General features: G+C 42.5%; 22 protein-coding genes and 1 riboswitch. Of the genes, 10 read left to right on the top strand and 12 right to left on the bottom strand.

Annotated features, from left to right (window positions below; genetic code table 11):
• The first annotated feature begins 27 nt into the window (after window positions 1–27).
• On the top strand, window positions 28–879 hold the full coding sequence (locus AC4PM4_RS03230) for an aldo/keto reductase (RefSeq protein ID WP_063565018.1): 852 nt from the start codon (window positions 28–30) through the stop codon (window positions 877–879).
• 69 nt (window positions 880–948) lie between these two features.
• Here the strand turns inward: AC4PM4_RS03230 and AC4PM4_RS03225 are convergent, their stop codons facing one another.
• Both AC4PM4_RS03225 and AC4PM4_RS03220 read right to left on the bottom strand, forming a co-directional pair.
• Window positions 949–1,404 (bottom strand): hypothetical protein, encoded by a 456-nt coding sequence (locus AC4PM4_RS03225; protein WP_329959852.1) that lies wholly within the window; start codon window positions 1,402–1,404, stop codon window positions 949–951.
• A gap of 265 nt (window positions 1,405–1,669) precedes the next feature.
• Window positions 1,670–2,557: an arginase family protein gene (locus AC4PM4_RS03220; RefSeq protein WP_491613066.1), complete on the bottom strand. Its 888-nt coding sequence runs from the start codon at window positions 2,555–2,557 to the stop codon at window positions 1,670–1,672.
• Window positions 2,558–2,689: 132 nt separating this feature from the next.
• Here AC4PM4_RS03220 and AC4PM4_RS03215 point away from each other — a divergent pair, with 132 nt between their 5' ends.
• Together AC4PM4_RS03215 and AC4PM4_RS03210 are read left to right on the top strand one after the other, a co-directional pair.
• Complete coding sequence (locus AC4PM4_RS03215; protein WP_063565019.1) at window positions 2,690–3,052, top strand: winged helix-turn-helix transcriptional regulator; 363 nt, start codon at window positions 2,690–2,692, stop codon at window positions 3,050–3,052.
• Window positions 3,045–3,428: a winged helix-turn-helix transcriptional regulator gene (locus tag AC4PM4_RS03210; protein WP_491612738.1), complete on the top strand. Its 384-nt coding sequence runs from the start codon at window positions 3,045–3,047 to the stop codon at window positions 3,426–3,428. The genes AC4PM4_RS03215 and AC4PM4_RS03210 overlap by 8 nt, the downstream gene beginning before the upstream one ends.
• 80 nt (window positions 3,429–3,508) lie before the next feature.
• Here the strand turns inward: AC4PM4_RS03210 and AC4PM4_RS03205 are convergent, their stop codons facing one another.
• The 5 genes from AC4PM4_RS03205 to AC4PM4_RS03185 all read right to left on the bottom strand — a co-directional run bounded on the left by AC4PM4_RS03205 (window position 3,509) and on the right by AC4PM4_RS03185 (window position 9,290).
• A complete protein-coding gene (locus AC4PM4_RS03205) occupies window positions 3,509–4,951 on the bottom strand; it encodes a hypothetical protein (protein WP_491612737.1) in 1,443 nt (480 codons plus the stop codon).
• Between the two features lie 346 nt (window positions 4,952–5,297).
• On the bottom strand, window positions 5,298–6,137 hold the full coding sequence (locus AC4PM4_RS03200; RefSeq protein WP_491612736.1) for a formylglycine-generating enzyme family protein: 840 nt from the start codon (window positions 6,135–6,137) through the stop codon (window positions 5,298–5,300).
• Window positions 6,138–6,349: 212 nt separating this feature from the next.
• Window positions 6,350–6,985 (bottom strand): glycoside hydrolase family 11 protein, encoded by a 636-nt coding sequence (locus AC4PM4_RS03195; RefSeq protein ID WP_491612735.1) that lies wholly within the window; start codon window positions 6,983–6,985, stop codon window positions 6,350–6,352.
• Window positions 6,986–7,303: 318 nt separating this feature from the next.
• Window positions 7,304–8,776 (bottom strand): DUF4179 domain-containing protein, encoded by a 1,473-nt coding sequence (locus tag AC4PM4_RS03190; RefSeq protein ID WP_491612734.1) that lies wholly within the window; start codon window positions 8,774–8,776, stop codon window positions 7,304–7,306.
• Complete coding sequence (locus AC4PM4_RS03185) at window positions 8,763–9,290, bottom strand: sigma-70 family RNA polymerase sigma factor (protein WP_090806298.1); 528 nt, start codon at window positions 9,288–9,290, stop codon at window positions 8,763–8,765. Before AC4PM4_RS03185 ends, AC4PM4_RS03190 begins: the two co-directional genes overlap by 14 nt.
• Window positions 9,291–9,465: 175 nt before the next feature.
• Between AC4PM4_RS03185 and AC4PM4_RS03180 the strand changes: the two genes are divergently transcribed.
• The 3 genes from AC4PM4_RS03180 (at window position 9,466) to AC4PM4_RS03170 (ending at window position 12,586) form a co-directional block, all read left to right on the top strand.
• Entirely contained in the window at window positions 9,466–10,128 is a 663-nt protein-coding gene (locus AC4PM4_RS03180) for an MBL fold metallo-hydrolase (protein ID WP_491612733.1), read from the top strand.
• 250 nt (window positions 10,129–10,378) lie between these two features.
• Window positions 10,379–11,284, top strand: coding sequence for an ArsR/SmtB family transcription factor (locus AC4PM4_RS03175; RefSeq protein ID WP_079696066.1), 906 nt, complete (start codon window positions 10,379–10,381; stop codon window positions 11,282–11,284).
• Window positions 11,285–11,323: 39 nt separating this feature from the next.
• The gene (locus tag AC4PM4_RS03170) at window positions 11,324–12,586 is read left to right on the top strand and encodes an MFS transporter (protein WP_491612732.1); all 1,263 of its coding nucleotides are present in this window, start codon (window positions 11,324–11,326) and stop codon (window positions 12,584–12,586) included.
• A gap of 169 nt (window positions 12,587–12,755) precedes the next feature.
• Here AC4PM4_RS03170 and AC4PM4_RS03165 read toward each other — a convergent pair whose 3' ends face one another.
• From AC4PM4_RS03165 to AC4PM4_RS03155, 3 genes are read right to left on the bottom strand one after another with little or no spacing between them, the layout of a single operon-like run.
• Window positions 12,756–13,241, bottom strand: coding sequence for a nitroreductase family protein (locus tag AC4PM4_RS03165; RefSeq protein WP_063565029.1), 486 nt, complete (start codon window positions 13,239–13,241; stop codon window positions 12,756–12,758).
• 16 nt (window positions 13,242–13,257) lie between these two features.
• Window positions 13,258–13,842 (bottom strand): nitroreductase family protein, encoded by a 585-nt coding sequence (locus AC4PM4_RS03160; protein ID WP_491612731.1) that lies wholly within the window; start codon window positions 13,840–13,842, stop codon window positions 13,258–13,260.
• Window positions 13,843–13,853: 11 nt separating this feature from the next.
• Window positions 13,854–14,336 carry a MarR family transcriptional regulator gene (locus AC4PM4_RS03155; protein WP_175382819.1) on the bottom strand — a complete coding sequence of 161 codons (483 nt, stop codon included), beginning with the start codon at window positions 14,334–14,336 and terminating at the stop codon, window positions 13,854–13,856.
• Window positions 14,337–14,603: 267 nt separating this feature from the next.
• Here AC4PM4_RS03155 and AC4PM4_RS03150 point away from each other — a divergent pair, with 267 nt between their 5' ends.
• The 4 genes from AC4PM4_RS03150 (at window position 14,604) to AC4PM4_RS03135 (ending at window position 18,243) form a co-directional block, all read left to right on the top strand.
• A complete protein-coding gene (locus tag AC4PM4_RS03150) occupies window positions 14,604–15,416 on the top strand; it encodes a stalk domain-containing protein (protein WP_491612730.1) in 813 nt (270 codons plus the stop codon).
• A gap of 81 nt (window positions 15,417–15,497) precedes the next feature.
• Window positions 15,498–15,579, top strand: a riboswitch (ZMP/ZTP riboswitch).
• Between the two features lie 51 nt (window positions 15,580–15,630).
• On the top strand, window positions 15,631–16,482 hold the full coding sequence (locus AC4PM4_RS03145) for a bifunctional 5,10-methylenetetrahydrofolate dehydrogenase/5,10-methenyltetrahydrofolate cyclohydrolase (RefSeq protein ID WP_063565033.1): 852 nt from the start codon (window positions 15,631–15,633) through the stop codon (window positions 16,480–16,482).
• Between the two features lie 167 nt (window positions 16,483–16,649).
• Entirely contained in the window at window positions 16,650–17,414 is a 765-nt protein-coding gene (locus AC4PM4_RS03140; protein ID WP_072732831.1) for a DUF817 domain-containing protein, read from the top strand.
• 16 nt (window positions 17,415–17,430) lie between these two features.
• Window positions 17,431–18,243 carry an undecaprenyl-diphosphate phosphatase gene (locus AC4PM4_RS03135; protein ID WP_063565034.1) on the top strand — a complete coding sequence of 271 codons (813 nt, stop codon included), beginning with the start codon at window positions 17,431–17,433 and terminating at the stop codon, window positions 18,241–18,243.
• A gap of 117 nt (window positions 18,244–18,360) precedes the next feature.
• Here AC4PM4_RS03135 and AC4PM4_RS03130 read toward each other — a convergent pair whose 3' ends face one another.
• Complete coding sequence (locus AC4PM4_RS03130) at window positions 18,361–19,053, bottom strand: hypothetical protein (protein WP_491612729.1); 693 nt, start codon at window positions 19,051–19,053, stop codon at window positions 18,361–18,363.
• A gap of 46 nt (window positions 19,054–19,099) precedes the next feature.
• Complete coding sequence (locus AC4PM4_RS03125) at window positions 19,100–19,732, bottom strand: DUF8580 domain-containing lipoprotein (protein WP_274566939.1); 633 nt, start codon at window positions 19,730–19,732, stop codon at window positions 19,100–19,102.
• Window positions 19,733–19,906: the final 174 nt, after the last annotated feature.

Below are 19,906 nucleotides of genomic sequence, written 5' to 3'. Positions count from 1 at the left end.
TAAACCTATAAGAAGGAGGGCTTTAACATGGAAAAAGTAATACTTAACAATGGTGTGGAGATGCCCATTATGGGTTTTGGTGTTTATCAAATTGCAGATCAAAATGAATGCGAACAAAGCGTTTACGATGCCATTATGGCAGGATATCGCCTGATTGATACAGCTGCCTCATATCTAAACGAAGAAGCCGTTGGTCGAGCCATTAAACGAAGTGGTGTCCCAAGAGAAGAATTATTTATTACTACAAAGCTTTGGGTTCAGGATACTGGATATGAAAACACTAAAAAAGCATTCCAAAAATCTCTGGATCGATTGCAATTGGATGTGTTGGATCTGTATTTAATTCATCAGCCTTTTGGCGATGTGTACGGCTCTTGGCGCGCTATGGAGGAATTGTATCGTGAAGGAAAGGTCCGTGCTATTGGAGTTAGCAACTTCCAGATGGATCGTCTGATCGATTTAATCATTCATAATGAGGTAGTTCCTGCGGTAAACCAGGTTGAAACACACCCTTTCAATCAACAAATCGAAAGTGCTGCTTTTATGAAAGAAAATAATGTTCAGATTCAATCCTGGGCGCCTTTTGCTGAAGGAAGAAATGATCTTTTCCAGAATGATGTATTGCTATCCATTGCGAAAAAGGTGAATAAATCTGTTGCACAGGTCGTTTTACGCTGGTTGACACAAAGAGAAGTCGTTGTCATTCCGAAGTCTGTTCGTAAAGAGAGAATTGTTGAGAACTTCAATATCTTTGACTTTGAATTAAGCCAAAATGATATGGAATCAATTACTGCATTAGATACGAAGCAAAGTCTGTTCTTTTCTCATAACGACCCAGAAATGGTGAAGTGGCTCGGTACACGTAAACTTGAAATCTGACCCTTTCTATCGATAAAAAAGTCGCCATTTCTGGCGACTTTTTGTGTTCATGCCCTATTGAACTGTTTACTACAATCCAATAAACATATTTCTACTGAACGGTCCCCAATTTCCACCAGTGAATCCGGATCTCCCCTCCAAATTGACAAAGCATGGAAGCAAAATATAAAGAACACCCATAGTCGCGTTAACATTGAAGGTTATAACAAATCTCGTTTTGGAATTATTAATAGGAGCTATCATCCCCCGATCAGCACGAATCGTGTTTTCTTTCGTGATGGCTTCTCCCATTCCTACACTGGCTATATCTGATGGACTAGACATATTACTTCTTATCCAATAATTCGATATGTTTGTTGCTGATGCTAAATCCGCTGGCTGATCGTACGTCACTACAATCTGATTGGATGCGACTTGCCTAACCTCCACAACTACAGGATGAGGAGTCATAGCTTCCCTTTCTCTCCCGCCCACGTTCTCGATCCAATAAGGATGTGATGTATTCGAATGATGATTAATTGACATAAGATTAAAACCTCCATGACTGACTTCAATAGTCATTTGTCCTGAGATAATGTATGTAGGTGAATGACCAATGGTGTCTTACAATGCACCCCAGATCACCAGCCATAGCTTCAAATCATCAGGACTCAAATGTTATTAAGTTTTTATCTCACGTACAGTCACAAAAAAATACACTTCACACAATGATAAAGTGTCTGAGTGTATTTTTTATGGTCAACCTATTATTCTAGTATTATAAATCCGTTGGTGAGTATATTGAATGATATTATATATTTAGAATAGGTATTTCCCCTAGCAGGTTCTTCAAGTTGATTGAATCCCATGGCATATGCTCGGTAATACCCAATCCCACAACATCTGTTTCTTCCGACAATTCTTTGAGCAGATGAAGGAGCTGAGGAATTTGCAAGCTTCCCGCAGGAGAGTACGTATAAGGGCCTTCAGGATTAGCGAATAATAACGAGCGAAAAGCCTTAGGATCAAGCACATCTAGATCCAGGTGAATAGCCAGATGTTTAATGCCGCTTTCTTTGATCCACTGTTTGATGGATGCTGTACTTTTCGTTAATTCTTTGACTCCGGCAGTTTTAATGCCAAGTCTTTGAATCATTTCAGTATCTGATTCTGCAGTCGTTATACCTAATCGTTTAAAAGCTTCTGAGATCACTTCGTCTTCCTGTTCTGTAGGTGTTGCCAACCCCGCGATAAAGACATTTTTAGGTTTTAGAGGGATTTTTACATGTTTTGCAAACTCTTCATCCCCTTCTCCCAAAAGATTACCCAGAGGTAGCGTATGTCCGTTATCATAACCCGCGTAACCAACCAAATCACTGTGCGCATCGATCCAGATCAAGCCTAATTCTCCATTATACCGTTCGTTTAAATAGGCAAACGGAGCTTGTTCGACCAAGCAGTCTCCACCAAACATAACGATGCGGTCAGGCTTGTGAGCATGAATAATATGCTGTGCTGCTTCCAATTGTTCAATGAGCTGTTTTCTCCCATTTACACCATTCTCGTTTTCCAGTGGAGTTCCATCATATGCTTGTACAGGAACTTGGATCAGGGGTTGATCATTATCAGGAGCCAGCCAGGCAAGCAGTTCCGCCCCAAAAGAGTAGTTAGGATTATTTCCCCCTTGCCATTGAGGCATTAACAGACGTATTGTTTTTTGATTCAAGTTTTTCTCTCCTTTACTTCAAAGTAAGGTTAGTATAAACTGAACGCAAATCAAAAAGTAGTACGCACTATTATGACAGGTACTACCCGAAAGGATAGCATAAATATGAGCATGGCTGAATATCAAGGTAAGGTTAAACATATTCAAGATACGCCTTTTGGCTATACATTGTCTGTCATTGGCGGCAAATGGAAGATGGTCATTATTTATCTTTTGGCAGAAAACCAACCGGTACGCTTTAATGAACTGAAAAGACAAATTGGAGCGATTACGTTTAAAACACTGAGTTCACAACTAAAAGAATTAGAAGCGGATGGTATGGTCGAACGGAAAGAGTATCCACAAGTCCCGCCTAAAGTCGAGTACAGACTGACCGATAAAGCGGAAACGTTATTGCCTGTTCTGGAAGGTTTATGTGAGTGGGGAGTACAAAATCAAAGTGAAAGAGATGTGTTGGAGGATGATTAACTTTAGAAATAAAACCTATAGCTGTACCTCGGAAATTGTCATGAGCTTACTTAGCGGTAAATGGAAAATTTCTATACTCAATCACTTAACTAAAGGTCCCATTCGGTTTAATGAACTTCAGCGACTTCTTCCGGACGCAACTCAACGCATGATTACAATGCAGCTCAGAATGCTTGAAAGCGACGGTTTGATTATTCGCAAGGTCTATCCGGTTGCACCGCCAAAAGTAGAATATTATTTGTCCGATCTGGGCGAGGAACTGGCCCCCATGCTACAGATGTTGTGCAAGTTTGGTACGACTTATATCGAGAAATTCCCCGACGAAGTATCTTGCGACAATGATGACTCTCGCCGCGACATCGCTAATGTAAATTAAAGTAGTCGTAATTAGACGGCAGCAGCTCTGTACGAGTACGCTGCCGTCGTCATATCATCTGTCACGAATGGTTTATAGCATTACAACACCAAAAATTGCGTTCCATACCCCTTCCCAGAAACCAAAGCTGCTTCCAGCTCCTCTTGATCTCCTTTGTCCACTAACACCACATTTTCGGGATACAGCTTGCCTAACAAAGCCCACTGTACAAGTTCATTTCCGCCTGTTGGTATGACATGGACTCCATTGTCCGTATTTGTCACCAATCCGGAATGCGACAAAATGTCTGCTACCTGATGAATGCTGGTCGATGTTCGCTTCACAGTAGCATCCTTGGAATGGTTGTTCTTTTCAGGCCGATATGAAAATCGATGTCCCCTGAAGAGCTGACCGAGATCCACACTAGATTCTACACTAGATGATACATGACCTTCCCTCTCCAGTCTGAAACGCAAGGTCGTTCGATCTGAATCTGTATTCGGAAGCAGCCGTGCGATGGATGGAAGATCACTATGATCCTCTGAAATGTGAAAGTGATCCTTGCTGCCAGGTATACCCGTTCCTGCTTCGTCGCGTGGTGCAGCATAATAATCGTCATATTCATATTCGAAAGAGATGGCAACTAAATCTTTTGTATCTTCAGTCTCAATGGTTTGTACCGGATGCCACTTCAGAAGATAACGTGCAGCCGTACCAGCCGACTCTCCCAAGCCAGCGGGCAACACAGTTCCCAAAGGATATTGAAAGCCGTAACCAGCAGAGGTCAAACTCGAGCTAAGCACACTCTGTGCATATTGAACAATCGCCTTGTGAGTTAATTCCTTCCCGAGCAATTGAGTTAAAAAGACCTTACGGGCAGGCTCCAGAAAACGTAATCCTTTGAATTGCGTGTGTTCCATGACTTCAAACGGTACTTGTTCCCAATTGGCAAAGGGAAGTAATGCATCCCGCAGCAATACAAATTGGTGCAAGTATTCATTATATAACTGCATAACTCTTGGTCCCCCAGCGGGACCCCAAACCTGAGCAATAGCTTCCGGTATCAGGGTATGACCATAGCAATGACTTCTAAATTCCAGCTCTCCTAGAGTTTCCGGTCCATATTGTGCCAGTGCCCTCTTTTCAGAATTAATCTCTCGTGCCCAGAGAACCAATTGTTCACCGATACGTGCCGCCTGTGCCGTAACTTCAACACCTGCCTTATCCTTCAAAGCCAAAGGTCCAAGCGGTAGTGATGAAAGATCACCGGAGATCGCCAAATTGGCCTGAAGGCTGTCCAATAACACCGAAGGATTACCTTCTATCGGTTCGCCCAGCTGAACCAGTATCGCCTCAAACAGTTTATCCAGCTCTATGACGACCTCTTTTGCTCTATATATGCCATTAGGCAATTTCCAATCCAAAGCCGCATTCTCTCCTGGTCTAATTGAATCCTGTGGATATGTGCCAATGAGAGACTCCACATCTATTGCGTTTCCCCATACGATCCGTTTATCTTTCAAGTGAAGTTGATACGCTGGCATTTTTCCCACCCCTTCAGTACGATTTTTATATTGAACTACAATTCAACTTGCCCTTCGAATGTTAGATTATCAGGTGCCCTGATCGTTGAATAGTACGCACTTTTTTGTATGATCCGATCATTTTTGTGTCGTAGGATACTTTTTGATCCTGCAAAATAAAGGGTCGATTTGTACGACAAACAATGCATCACCTTTCCGATCCTGTGCATTAGAATGAAATACAAGCATTTCAAAAAGAGATGCCCCGGCTAATCTGCATTAGCGTGGGCATCTCTTTATGTTCAACGACCTACTTTGCAGCATATAGGGCCGTCTTAAACTATTTGGGTACTTTACAACGTTTCGACTATTCTCCGCGAACAACACGAAACCCCTGATCCAGACCAAAACCATTTGCATCGAATTTGCCTCGAAAAGCGATCTCGTTATTGTTGACACCACCGATCCAGCCCCCGCCTTTTATTACCCGAAATGAAGCCATTTGGCTCTCAGCATCGCTGTACCAGTCCCAGCACCATTCTCTTACATTGCCAGACATATCGTAGATTCCAAGCTCGTTGGGCTGTTGGGTACCAATCGATTTGGTTTTGGTTTTGTTGCTCTCTATGGCAGGCCAGTTCCAGTCTCCAGTTAAGATTTTGTCCCCGGCGTTCTTCCAATACCATGCGACTTTGTCGGCGTTGTTGCTGCCGCTGTATGTGTAATTCTTGCTCTCCTGACCTCCGCTTGCGGCATATTCCCATTCCGCTTCTGTAGGCAGTCGGTAACCGTTAGTTCCCTCATTAATCGTTACTATCCATTTAATATTATCGTTCTCATTCTTATTATTAAGGTCTTGGGTATCCTTATCGATGTTGTAATGCGGCTTCAAGCCCTCTTGTATACTTCTTAGATTGCAATACTCTATCGCATCATACCAACTCACCATTTCTACCGGTAATTGATCTCCTTTGAATTCGGAGGGATTATTTCCCATGACATTTTCCCACTCTTTTTGAGTTACCTCATATTTTCCGATATAAAAGTTCGAAAGGGTCGCATTTCTTCCAGCAAAATTGGACTTGTTACTCTTAAACATTCCACCTTGCACGAATACAAGGTTATCCTTCGGTTCGGGTTTATCCTGCGAGCAGGCAGTAATCCCTAGCATTGTTGCTATTAAAAAGAACATTAATAGCTTTCTCATTGAACAATCTCCTTTAAGCGAATGGAAAATAAAAAATGGCCTATGATACCTATCATTTCGTATCCGGCAACGTCGAAGGCCATTTGTCTGGCTGAAACGGCCTTCAACATATCCGGACTGAAAGTAGAACTGAGGAAAAGGCATTGAGCCTGTCCTTAATGTATAAAAATCTGTTTTACTTACGTTAAATGGGGTTGCTTACCGTGGATTACTTACCACACCGTTACGTTGGAACTTCCGCTGCTTTGATATCCTTCTGTCGCTAACACCTGGTATGACCAACTGCTACCCAGATTCATTCCTTTACTTGCCCATGCGTTCACATGGTTGCTGAATGTAATAGCGGAGTTAACCTCGGTCGCTCTCTTCGATTGTCTTACGCTCCAGTACTGGGCAAAGGTTTGTGTACCGTCAATGGAAGGTGCATTGTATCGCATCGTTGTATAGATGTCATAGGTTCCTCCATCACTGTTGACAGTACCTTTAAACGTTCCGGTTGGTCGGTATGTGCCCCAACTATCTACAACGTAATATTCAATAAGTGCATTTCTTGTCCACCCGTAAAGTGTCAAATATCCATTACCGGATGGAGACCAAACCCCAGCATTATAGTTAATTGTCCGGTTTGGAGATCCAACATTCCAGCCTTTACCAACAACAAAGTTCCCCGTATTCTGCCATGTCACACTGTAATTGCCGCCTGATCCATTCACGGCATTAACCGTACCGCCGCCATCGGTCCAATTCTGCCAATAATCTGTCGCTGCACTTGAGGTTGCTGCAAACACGCCAAAACTCATGGAAGCCGCAAGAATGACCGTCATCATTTTTTTGCTAAATTTAAACATACTCTACCTCCCAATATGATTGTATTTGCCCTATCGACTGCTTTCGTCTGATTCTCGGTTGAAGTTTTCAATTACCATTTGATGCAATTATTTTTTTTACTTCCACCTCCTTTCTGACTAAATTATAGAATGATAGCGGTTACATAAAAACCTGACAAATTAAAGATTAATCTCTAATATGTTTAGATCTATATCTGCTTTCCTTCTAAAAATCGACTTGTACCTATAAGAAAACAAATATGCAAAAAGCCGCCCAGAAGGGCGGCTGTGAAAGTGATGCTGAGGATATTAGTGATGGATAGACTACACATTAATAAATTATTTTAGCATTACGGACCAGTCCGGGTCTTTGTACCTTTTATCCACTACACGTCTTACCAGGATAAGTTCCTCCGGAATGTCGTCTAACCCCATAATCCGATATTCATAAGGCTGCTGCGTATCGCGATTCCCCATACTAATAAATCCCTCTCTCCAATTATTAGAAAGCGTATTTTTTAAGGTTGAAATCCCCCACTTACTAACGTCATACTGCTTGCCTGATGAATCGTATGCTTTCCATTCTTCATTGTTTATTTCGTTATCCATTTCCCCGTAGAACGATACGGCTGTTTCAAATGTGGCATCAGGGTTTTGTGAGTCCTCAAGCGACGTCCCAACCAACTCTATGCGGTCTGTTAATATTTGAAAAGATTTGGGTTCTATCAGCTCCGATGGCCTAAAGGAAATTCTGCTACCGTCTGTTTCCGCGACCGAGTAACCATCCAAAATAAAACGATATGGTTCATGCTCTGGCAAGTACTTGAAAATATAACTCCAACGAATCTTCCCGTCTCCAATGACTGCATAATCAGTAGACATCAGACTAACCATGTCACCATTCTTTCTCGAATTTACCGAATGAATTTCTTCATTCTCTTTAGTTTCAAAGTGAAAGCTCAACATCTGCTTTTCCCATAAATCACCGGGTGACCTTGCCATTGCAGCATCATTAAGTTCAGTCTCCAGTTCAAAACGGACTCCTTGTACCATTCTCGTTAACCTCTTTAAAGTGACTGTCATTCCGTGTGGCGTTGTGTAGCTACCTGATAATTCTTCTATCTTCGTTTGCTGGTTAGCCTCTCTCATATCTATATCAAAGCTAAAGTTCCATTCTCCTTCAATGGAAGGCTCGTTTCTGTTGCCAAGCGTCCCAATATTCCCTTCTATCGTAATCTTGTCTGTCTCCAATGGCTCATTGAAGAAAGCAACCATATAATAAAAATCATTTGTGTACCCCATATCGTACATGGTGTCCAAGTCTTTACCGTTAGCATCTTTGATTGTAATGTTGTTCAGATCTCCAAGGAGTAACTTATAGCGATCGTGCTTACCTTTTTTATCAAAGAGTTGAAGAGCCATCGTCACTCGGGTAGGGTCTGCAACTGCTTCATCAATTACCAGCGTATAACCTTTGTCCTTGACTTTAATGTGAGGATTATGCACTAGTCCCAATTCTTGTGCCCGCAAAAGTCCAATATCCGGGTTATCCTTGGCAAATAAAGACCGGATCATCTCACCAAATGTTGGTACGGAATAAATCGAAACCGCTCCTAGGATGAAAAAGAGGGCTAAAGCTGCTGCTGCCCATCTCCATTTTTTATGGGGATATTTCTTTTTTACCTTCTGCTCCGAAATGGAGGAAAGTGCGTTCTCCATAGCAAGTTGTACTTTATCAGGAATGATCAGGTCTTTTCTTTTAGCATTTAATAATTGCTTGATCTCACGGTCAACCGGATCATGAAAATTCATATTTGCCCTCTCCTTCCTCTAGAACGAGCTCTGATAATTGTCGTCTGGCCCTGAATAACCTTGACTTTACTGTTCCTTCAGAAACTTCAAGCACTCTAGATATTTCCTTGACCGATAAGTCCTCGATATAAAAAAGTGTCACGATGGTTTGAAGCTGTTCATCCAATTCGTCAATTACCTCAAACAGCTCAATTTGTTCAAAATCCCCCTTATAAGATGTCTTTCTCATATCATAAGGGACAAGGGATACTCGCTTTTTTTTCTTAATAATCCGATTACACTCATTGATTAAAATCCGAATGATCCAAGTTTTAAAATAAGTTGGCTCTTTCAGTGTATGTACATTAGAAAAAGCTTTAGCAATGGTCTCCTGTATCGCATCTGCACAATCTTCATCCGTTTTAACGATTGATCTTCCTATAACAAATAGGCTTTGTTGAACAGCACGTATTAAAAATACAAAAGCTTCCTTATCTCCTTGCCTTGCAAGTTCGGCTTTTTCTGATAAATCCACCAATGCTCCCCCTTCCCTTCATTCCTTCTATTCATTAGATCATCCTATACTTGGTTTGGTTCACGAGAAAACAATAATCTTTTTTTCCAATTCTATCCCGTATCTTTTTAATGACTTGATTCGTTTACAAAGAGATACTTTATTTATAAATTTCTTTCTACGGAGGATTAATATTATGGAAATTTCAAAGGGAGTCGAAATGCTCCATCTGGACTATCATGGGAATGTGATACACCCTATTCTTTTAAAGGATCAAGAAATGACTATTCTAATAGACACTGGTTTTCCAGATCAATTTAAGGATTTACGTGTGGCAATGGAGAAGGCTGGCGTTTCAATAGACCAATTAAATGCAGTTATTTTGACCCATCAGGATGTCGATCATATAGGGAATCTACCGGAGATTTTACAGACGCGTGGCAACGCTGTTTATGTATATGCACACGAATTGGATAAGCCGTACATCCAAGGGGAACTGCCTCTGATAAAAGATGGTCACCTGGATAATCCGCCAAAGGGCACAGTAAACCATACTTTAATAGATGGTCAGGAACTGCCGTTTTGCGGCGGGATTCGCGTTATTCACACGCCTGGACACACACCCGGTCATATCAGTCTTTATTTGAAGGAAAGTAAAACGCTCATTGCCGGGGATTCCATGTACAGTGTAGAAGGTATACTTGGTGGAATTCACGCCCCGACTACACCGGATATGAACGCAGCAAAGCTCTCGTTGAGAAAATATGCAGATTTCGATATTACATCTGTCATTTGTTACCACGGGGGATTAAGTAATGTAAATGTGAAAGATCAGATAGCAGCACTCAACCAAGATTAAATTTTCAATATACACTATCGGTGAGTATTATTCAGTTATTTTAAAACCAGACTGCTCATTTTGCTGTCATTATAAATCATAAAGACGCTTCTTCAGGTGCTCGCCACCCGTGGGAACGTCTTTTTTCGTTGAAGAGAATAAGCAAATCATTGGACATTTTTGTTGCAAACCCATGATTGTTCGTATAAAATAAAACAAATTAGTTGTTCTATAAACATAGAACAAGAAAGAACAGGGGGAAATTCGAGCTATGAACTACAAAGTGGAAGTTGATTTCGCGCCCATTTATGAATGTGTAAGCAGCCTGACGGTTTTCATGAGTAAACAGAATCATAATGCTCTGGATGCTGGAAAACTATGGGTCAGAGAAGTACAAGATCGGTTCGCACCTGCCAAACTACAACAAATGCGGGAGACGATGAAACTTGTAGATGATTTTAGCCTAGCACCTTATATTTGGAGTTGTCCTGGTGAACGCTCAGTGAGTAGTTTTTTGGATTGGCTTGAAGACCTAACCACGGGCCAGCTATATGACATCGCTGCTAATGTGAAGTTGTCCGTTCCCTCCAATCTCCCGGAACTGCGCAGCCGGACATCCGAAGCGCTGCGTGAATGGGATACCCACTATTTCAGCCAAATTGATTCGGCGATTATCGAAGGTCTCGCCTTAGAAGCTGAAACCAGACGGTCCAGTTTAAACGGAACCAATGACTTAGAGGTCTATGAGGAGGCAACAGAAGGTATGCGTCTATACCCCACCCCTCTGCTCAAACAAGTGATTCTAATCCCTCAATATCATGCTCGTCCCTTTGTCACCTCAGCCATCTTTGATGAAGTGATTTTCACAAGTTACTCTGCCGATATTCTCCCACCAGCAACGGGTCGGCCTGAACATCGGTTGTTGCGTCTAACGCGAGCTTTGTCCGACGAGACCAGATTATATATCCTCCGCCTGTTGGCTGGAAGGCAGTTAACATTCACTGAGATCGTTAGCGAGGTTAAACTTTCTAAAAGTACGGTTCACTACCACCTGATTTCATTAAGGGCAGCGGGGCTTGTCATCGTGCATTATAACCAGAAAACGACCTCTTACAGCTTGCGTTTAGAAGCTCTCAACAAGCTTTCGGAACAGATTTCAGCTTATATTGAAGAATGATGATCATGCCCTTTAACCTACGCACACGGAGGAACACTCATGCTTAAGCGCAGTTATTATGGTTTACTAGCGACTGTCACTCTGAGTTCATTTGGTGACGTATTTGGTCTTCTGGCTATGGAATGGCTTGTCTATGAAATAACTGCATCTAAGATGGCCATGGGTGCGATGGCACTAAGCTTTAGCATTCCAGAAGTGGCCATTCGGTTGCTCGGCTCGCCGTTATCCGATCGGTTACACCGAGGGCGGTTCATGGCAGTGCTTGCTTCTGTTAGGTTGCTTGCTCTCTTATTACCGCTGAGTCTGGGACTCGCAGGCCACTTGCAATTATGGCATCTTTTCCTGGCCGCAGGACAAAGCGGGGCATGTTCTGCCCTATTCATGCCCACCGCAATGGCAATTATTCCAGGATTATCAGATAAACACAAATTGGTGCGTGCATTCGCGGTAATCGACGGCTGCCGTAATGCAGCTGCTTTGTTGGGCCCAGCCTTAGCCGGAGCTCTTACTGCCGTAGCTGGGGCGTTGCCAACGCTGGGCATCAACGCCGTTTGTTACACCGCCGCCATTGCCACGTTGCTCTATCTGCCCACAATGCAGAAGCCAGTAGCAGCTAAGTCCTCATTTTCAATTAAGGCTTATTTCAGAGATATCCATGAAGGTTTCTCCTTTTATCGTAGTTTCCCGGCCATGCTTTCGATTATGGGAATGGTTTCGATCAGCAACATGTCTTCTGTAGCGATCTGGACGATGATGATTCCTTTTGTTCGTGAAGTGTTAAATCGGGATGCCGCTGCTATGGGTACACTCACCACTGCTTCAGCATGTGGCACATTAATAGGACTTTTGGTCATCTCGTGGATGGGTGAAATCAAAAGACGACGGACAGTTATGTTGTGCAGCCTAGCCGCCATCGGGCTTTTTAACGCCTTACTGGGCCTATTCCCGAGTTATCCGTTTGCGCTCGTTGCCTTATGTGCCGCTGGTGCAGCAGGACCTTTCTTTGGTTCTCTCAGTTCAGCTTTGCATGGTACACTTGTCCCCGGACCTCTTCAAGGCCGAGTCAACTCAATACGGTTCCTCATTGGTGGCGGACTACAGCCTGTAGGTGCTTTTGCAGGTGCAGCGGTTGCAGAACTCTATGGTCTGCCTTTCTTATTCTTGTCTTTGGGTCTGCTCCCCTTGCTTTGTTCGGTCGCCGCAGCTTTCCTTCCCAACCTGAAGAATTTAGATGGTGATTTATCTACTTTACAGAATAGAACACAATTCAATTCTCATAACAAGGTAATTAACACATTATAGGAATATCATTTTTCTAAAATAGGTGAATCTCTGGATTAGGTGTGTGTATCCGCTATAGCTGACTTGTAATCTACAAATCGGATACACACCGCACAAAAAAGAACGACAATCCCGATCAAGGTTTTGTCGTTCCTCATTCATTTAAATTTTCTTTCCTATATCTTCTCCGCTACAGCAGTTCGAACTGAAGCTGAGGTTCTGTTATCTCAGTTTTCCCTTCCAGCTGTACAGCGCCATATCCCAATTCCAGAACCGCAGCAATTCGCTCGTTGCCTAACACGCCAAACTTTTCAGCACGACTCCGGTCGTACATCCAGTCATGCAACGTACTGCGCACACCCAGGCCCTGTTCATGGGCAAGCAAACGAAAATTTTGGATCAGACAGCAGACAGCTGCAAAGTCCTCTTCCCGCTTATGATGATCCGCCTCTTCCTTCACCAGAACCAGAAGATACGCTGGAGCGTGCTCCTGCATTCCCTGCATGAGTTTCCCATTACGATTATCGGCAAAAATAAATCGCCACGGCTCACGAAGTCCATCATTTGGCGCCCACACGGCGTGATTGAGCAATTCAAGGATTAGCTCCTGTGATACCGGTCGATCCAAAAAATATTTCGGACTGTGTATGCCCCCTTGCAGATCGGACAATTCCATATTTACATCCTCCCTTCTACGTAGTCTGACCCTGAAATACAGTCCACTTTTGCTCAGCTGGTGTTCTTTTCCGGCTTCTTGGCGCTTTGTCGTAATATCCCATATGAAGAATGCCAACAAATCTTTCATCCTCACGCAGTCCAATTCCTTTGAAAAAGCCTTCATTCTGAATCATGGACTCTGTATCCCACAGCATTCCTAACCCTTGTTCCCATCCCAGCAGTTGGAAGCTCTGCATCATCCCGCAGGCAGCCGCATAATTGCGGTCATTGGTCAGACGATCCGGTCCTACAGTCGACATAACAATGACATGAGCAGGAATATCGGTAAACCTCTTTTTAAACACATACAGCAGTTTTCCCGGAATCAACTTGCCGAGCTTGCTCTGCGACATCTGTTCCAGCATGCAGTCCACCAACCGTTTGCGTGCTTCGGGGGTTCCGGCATAAACAACACGCCATGAGCCAGCTTCAACAGATGGTTGAAGCCGCGTAGCCTTGTGCAGCAATTCAACAACCAACTCCTGTTCCACCGGTGTAGAACTACATTTACGAATACTTCTGCGTTCCCTGATTAATTCTGCCAGACTCAAGTGTTTCACTCTCCTTCAGTTTATCTGGATTCCATATCCATGCTGCTGTCTTGAAGAAATTGATGTATTATTTTCAGCTCCGGTTCCGAATATTTGTCCAAAGAACGATAGAACCGTTCAGCCTCAAGTACATGTAAACGTTCATGTAGTTCAAAAATCTTTTTGCCTTGCGGTGACAACCGGAAGTAGCTCTCCTTTTTGTTGTCATTCATTTTCGTACGTTTGACGAATCCTTCCTCCAGCAGTTTGTTGCCGATCTTGGTAATACTCGCTTTGGACAAATTCATCGCCTCAGCAATACCTGTGTTGTTTATAGGCTCATGCTTGCCAATGCAATCTATCATATGAACCGCGGTCAAATGCTGAGGGATTTTGTCCATGCTTTCCCGCTGGGCGATACTTAGAAAATGTTCAATTTCCGTATCCTTGTGATTCTCATATACATGTAAAAACCGGATAAATTGGTCATACAGTAACTGTTTTGTTCGATCGTTTGAATCCATTCTTCAATCGCTCCTTATTTACTTATAAACAATAAAAAAACCTTGAATGATTAAACTAATTCAGGAAATTAATCCGAAATAGTTTACTTGTTAACAATATATCACGAGTGAGAACAGTTATCAACTATTTCCTCTGGTAAAAGAAAAAAATTAGAATTAAGCCCTAGGCTACCTTACTGCTTGGGAAATGGCATCTTACATACAGAAACATTTTCTATTTTGATAACGTCTACATATTCAAATAATTAATCCTTAGTGGAGGAGCCTATGTTTAAAAAAATCACTATTTCCTTGCTGACAACGACTCTGCTCATCCTGCCGAGCTTTGCGGCTACCGGGGAAGCTGCAAACCAGTACATCACAATGGATACTGGCATGCTACAAAATAATCGTGTTCTAATTCCGTTACGGGCAGTGTCCGAAAACTTGGGAGCGGAAGTTAACTGGAACAAAGAACTAAAAAATATCACCATGACCAAAGGTGAAACGACAATACTTTTGACCATTAACTCTAAAAAGATACTGGTTAACCAAGAGGTAGTTTCTCTGGATGTTCCTGCGGAATTAAACGATAACACCACCTATGTCCCGGCGCGGTTTATCAGTCAAACTTTAGGCGCTGACGTGCAATGGAATCAACAAACCAGCCAAGCAACTATTACTCTTGATGGTAAGCAACTACAGGTAACGATGGCAAAACCCAAAGTGCAAGTGCCCAATACAAAGAGAATAACGGCCAAACAACAGCAAATCTTCGTTGACAAATTAAATGAAGCGACAAATCTGTCGTCGATTAAGCAAATTCGGACGTACTTTAGCACCTATTTTACAGATCGTTTTATCAATCAAATTATTCAGGATAAAGGGCTGGAATATGACTTTAAATTCAAAATCATTAGCCAATCCAGCCTGACTTACCCTGACAGTAATACAGCTAGATTAAGTCAATACTCGGGTTCTAGTTCCGTTTACGGTAACAAGGAAACACTCTACCGAAGTGCCACACTCGTCTATACAAATAAGGGCTGGAAAGTAGATCGTGTTGAATTTTCATTAATAGACGAGATACTTAATCCTTAAGGTCATCTCTCTTGATAAGAGAAATCCAATAACTATTGAACAATTTTGCTTTTTCAAGTACTATCAATCTAAACAATTTAATCGATCATATGTAACTGGCGAACACGGTGAACCGTGAGGGAGCATATGGTTTAGTAATAAGCCGTACGCCTGGGCAGAGGTAAGGAATATTTATTTCCTTGCCTCTTTTTTATGTTGAAAGGGCGATGTGAAAATGAGTACTGACAAACTGATCTTGAATGGACAAACGGTAGCGGATTTTATGAAGGAAGACATGGCCTCGAAGGTTGCCATTCTGAAGGAAAAAGGCATTCAGCCTTGTCTCGCTACAATTCTCGTCGGAGATGATCCTTCTTCAGCGACTTATGTGCGTATGAAAGGAAATGCTTGTGCTCGCTTAGGCGTGCAATCCATTAAGGTCGTTCTTTCTGCGGATACCACCACGGATGAATTAATTCAAGAAATAAACAAGCTAAATGATGACCCTTCCGTACACGGTATTTTGCTTCAGCACCCTGTCCCGAATCATATCGATGAAAGAGCAGCTTTTGATGCCATTAGTATCGAGAAAGACGTTGACGGTGTTACGACTCTCGGTTTTGCACTTAATGCTTTTGGAGACGCAGAATTCCCTTCCTGTACACCACAGGCTATTATGCGCATTTTGGATTTCTACAATATTCAGATCGAGGGCAAACATGCAGTTGTCATCGGAAGAAGTCCAATTCTGGGCAAACCTGTCTCAGCCATGCTGCTAAACCGGAATGCAACGGTGACGACTTGCCACTCCAAAACCGTGAATCTGGAAGAAATCGTGAAGCTTGGCGATATCATAATTGCAGCCGTGGGCAAACCGCTCTTTGTTAAAGGAGACTGGATTAAACCAGGTGCTGTCGTTATTGATGCAGGTTATAACAAAGGCAACGTCGGAGATGTGGACTACGAAGCTTGCTTTGTTCCTTCTTCAGCAATCACACCTGTACCGGGCGGTGTTGGTCCTGTAACGATTGCGACGCTCATTGAACATACGATTAAATCTGCCTACAAGCTGTCTGAAAATGCATAATTGAATTAGCCAAAAAACAAGGTCCCTCCAGTTGACGAGGGGCCTGTTTTGTCTTTGAATAAGCTCGAATTGAAAATAAGAAAATATATAGATCTTTTTTTCTCTTTTTACAAACCGACCAAATATATATTATTATGAACAAGGCTTAGGAAGGAGATAAACATAACTTGAAACCTTTAGTACAGCTCCTGCATTTTGGTTATCATCAGGCGATGAGTTGCATTTTTCCTGTGGCGATCTTTGGAACGTTGGCCCTTTCTAGCGTAATTCAGATACCCTTTCTTTATCGCTATGATGCCATTCTGCTTGTTTTATTAGCAGTACAATACCTTATGTACCGGAGCGGATTGGAAACACGTGATGAAATCAAAGTCATATGTATATTTCACGTGATTGGATTGGTACTGGAGATGTATAAGGTGTGGATGGGATCCTGGTCATACCCTGAGCCTGGTTATACCAAGCTCTTTGGCGTTCCCCTTTATAGCGGATTTATGTATGCAAGTGTAGCAAGCTTTATGTGCCAAATATGGCGCAGATTGCGTATGGACATGACAGGCTGGCCTGGGTTTGCATCTTCGGTTCTGTTAGGAGGAGCCATCTATATCAACTTTTTCACACATCATTTTATTCCCGATTTTCGTTGGTGGTTGACCGCTCTGGTATTTATTGTTTTTCGTAAAACATGGATTATCTATCGGGTACGATTAACTACCTATCGAATGCCGTTAACGCTCGCTTTTGTCATCGTAGGTTTTTTCATCTGGACTGCTGAAAATATAGCTACATTTTTTAACGGCTGGAAATACCCTGACCAGCATGACTCCTGGCAACTGGTCAGTTTTAGCAAGATAAGTTCGTGGTTCCTTTTGGTGATTATTAGTGTCATCATTGTGGCCCAACTGAAATATGTCAAAGCTAATCGAAAATAATGAGTAGGAGTATACAATGGAAGACTTTATTTTGTGGTTGAAATATGTGTTATTAGGTATCGTACAAGGGGCTACAGAGCCTATTCCGGTTTCTTCAAGCGGACATTTGATTATCGTTCAACGACTGCTTGGCATGCAGCAGAACGGATTATCCTTTGAAATTTTGACAAACACAGCCTCACTGATTGCCATTATGTTTATTTTTCGGGAAGATATCAAAAAACTTATTGTAGGAGGCTGGCGATTTCTAGTCTCTCGCAATGCGGAGTACAGAGCAGATTTTATGTTTTGTCTATACATAATCATTGGTACCCTGCCTGCTGCGATCGGGGCTGTGCTATTCAAGGATAAAATTGAAGAAATATTCACTTCTGTCTATACGGTTGCGATTAGTTTACTGATCACAGGGGTTGCGCTGTGGCTTATTCGAAACCTTCGCGGGCGCAAAAGAGATGGGGATTTGTCTGCGAAAGACGCAGTACTGGTGGGTCTGGCTCAAGCGGTGGCTCTTATTCCGGGAATAAGCCGCTCTGGTGCAACAGTGATTGCATCTATTGCTGTCGGGATGAAACAAGAAACGGCGTTGAAATTTTCTTTTATGCTCTACATTCCGATCAGCATTGGCGGGGTAATATTAGGGGCTTCTGACATTGTAACCGATCCGCACCGAGCGCAGTTAGCTATACCTTACATTTTAGCGTTCATTACGACCCTTATCGTAACCTACTTTTCAATGAGATGGTTCATGGGAATTATGGCAAGAGGGAACTTGATTTACTTTTCATACTATTGCTTCGTAGTCGGAATTCTTTTACTTATTTTTTTGTAAACCCGAATTTTCCTTGTAACGTATAAGGGAACAACCCTAAACAGTGGGTTGTTCCCTTTTTATTGTCTTCCAGACTTGACGATCTCGCCCTACTCGCAGGTTCCGTACGAACACTCTTTAACGTTCTCCAAGAACCATGGCGCCCATGCCATTCGGATCATCAATTTGTTTATGGGTTACGATTTCTCCTTTATCGTTGAATCCCTTCATTTCATACGGAATTGTTGCAGACGAGGGCAGTGATACAAACCAGATTATGCTTTCCGGCCCCACCTCAACCAACTTGGCTTCGGCAACTACTGGTTTCTCATTTCCCTCAAACTCGACTGTTACACGCTGAATAGCCGGGTCTAATATATGTCCAAACAGCATAGGGAAAGGTGTCGATATGTGACTCAATTCAGGTATGCTCATGTAATCCAGTGCAGACGTGAATTGAGATGATTCACCAATGGAATATCCGCCACCCCATGCCCACTTCCATCCGAATATTATTTTCCGAGCATACTCCATCTGAAGATTGCTGTTATTTTCCTGACCCGTTTTTTGTTTGAACAAAATTATGCCGCCGTCTACCGGTTCTTGATGAATGATTTGTAATGAATCATCATTATTTCTAAACTTTCGGATCGCTTCTTCAGCAGTTTTTCCTATAGGAATATGCATGGTTTCACTCATTCCCATTGCTTTGGACATGCGCCGATCGGCTAGTCCGCCAGGTCTGTCATTAACATAAACAAATGCGATGCACGTTATGAGCAAAAGTAAAATGACTATCGCAGTAATTCGAATGATTCGTTTTCTTCGCATTTTTGGCATTACGATGTCCATTCACTCCTTAAGATGACGATGACGACTATTCGCCCTGAACCGTAGATAAGGAAACAAGGACCGGACTAGCGAAATCGGAAGCTTCTTCCCCTTTGGGATTGTGAAGACGGAATAAAAAAGCGTCACCTTTTTCTGATTTCCAGACCATATAATCGTTTATCCCTTTTTCACCTGAAGCTTGAAGATATAGCTCGGCGAAACCAAGCGGGTGCTCAATCAACTCGCCACTATAATCAGTCACCGCACCGAATTTTTCCAAGTTCTCTTGACCAGTTGTCTTAAGCTTTTCCAGATCATAATCTGAGGGCAGTGGTTCAATATCCACATAGTAGTCCGGATTGCTTGTCAGCGACAAGCGGCCTTTGGCAGCATCAAAAGAAAACTTCTCGAACACGTACAATGTAAAACCTTCCCCTTGATGCAAGGTGGCCGTTTGTGATGAATTCCCCTCCCCTGTCATCAAATCAAAACTTTCTGTTTGCGGTCTTGTCGTTGCAGATGTTTCCTCATTTTCTGTGGTTGGAGCTGTAACCGACTCATTTGTTGGTGCTGATGGTTCAGAGGTTGCAGGCAGCTCTGTTTCTCCAGAGCAAGCTGTAAGTGCAACAAACATAACGAGTATCGGGATTTTAATAAAAACAGAACGAAGTTCTTTCAATTGTATCACTCCTTACAAGTTTAATAGTCAATATGTTATTACCCATGGAAGCGCATGGAAACCATACGATTGCCCCTACTCACTCCATTCTCCATCTGAACAATATGTTATGTTTAAAACGAAAAAAAGTCGCCATAATGGCGACTTTTTACGTAATTTAGATTGTACAGATTG

Source organism: Paenibacillus sp. MDV22-iso6 (assembly GCF_058408365.1).
The sequence above is the reverse complement of the archived record's forward strand: the minus strand, read 5'-3'. Positions and strand labels throughout refer to the sequence as shown.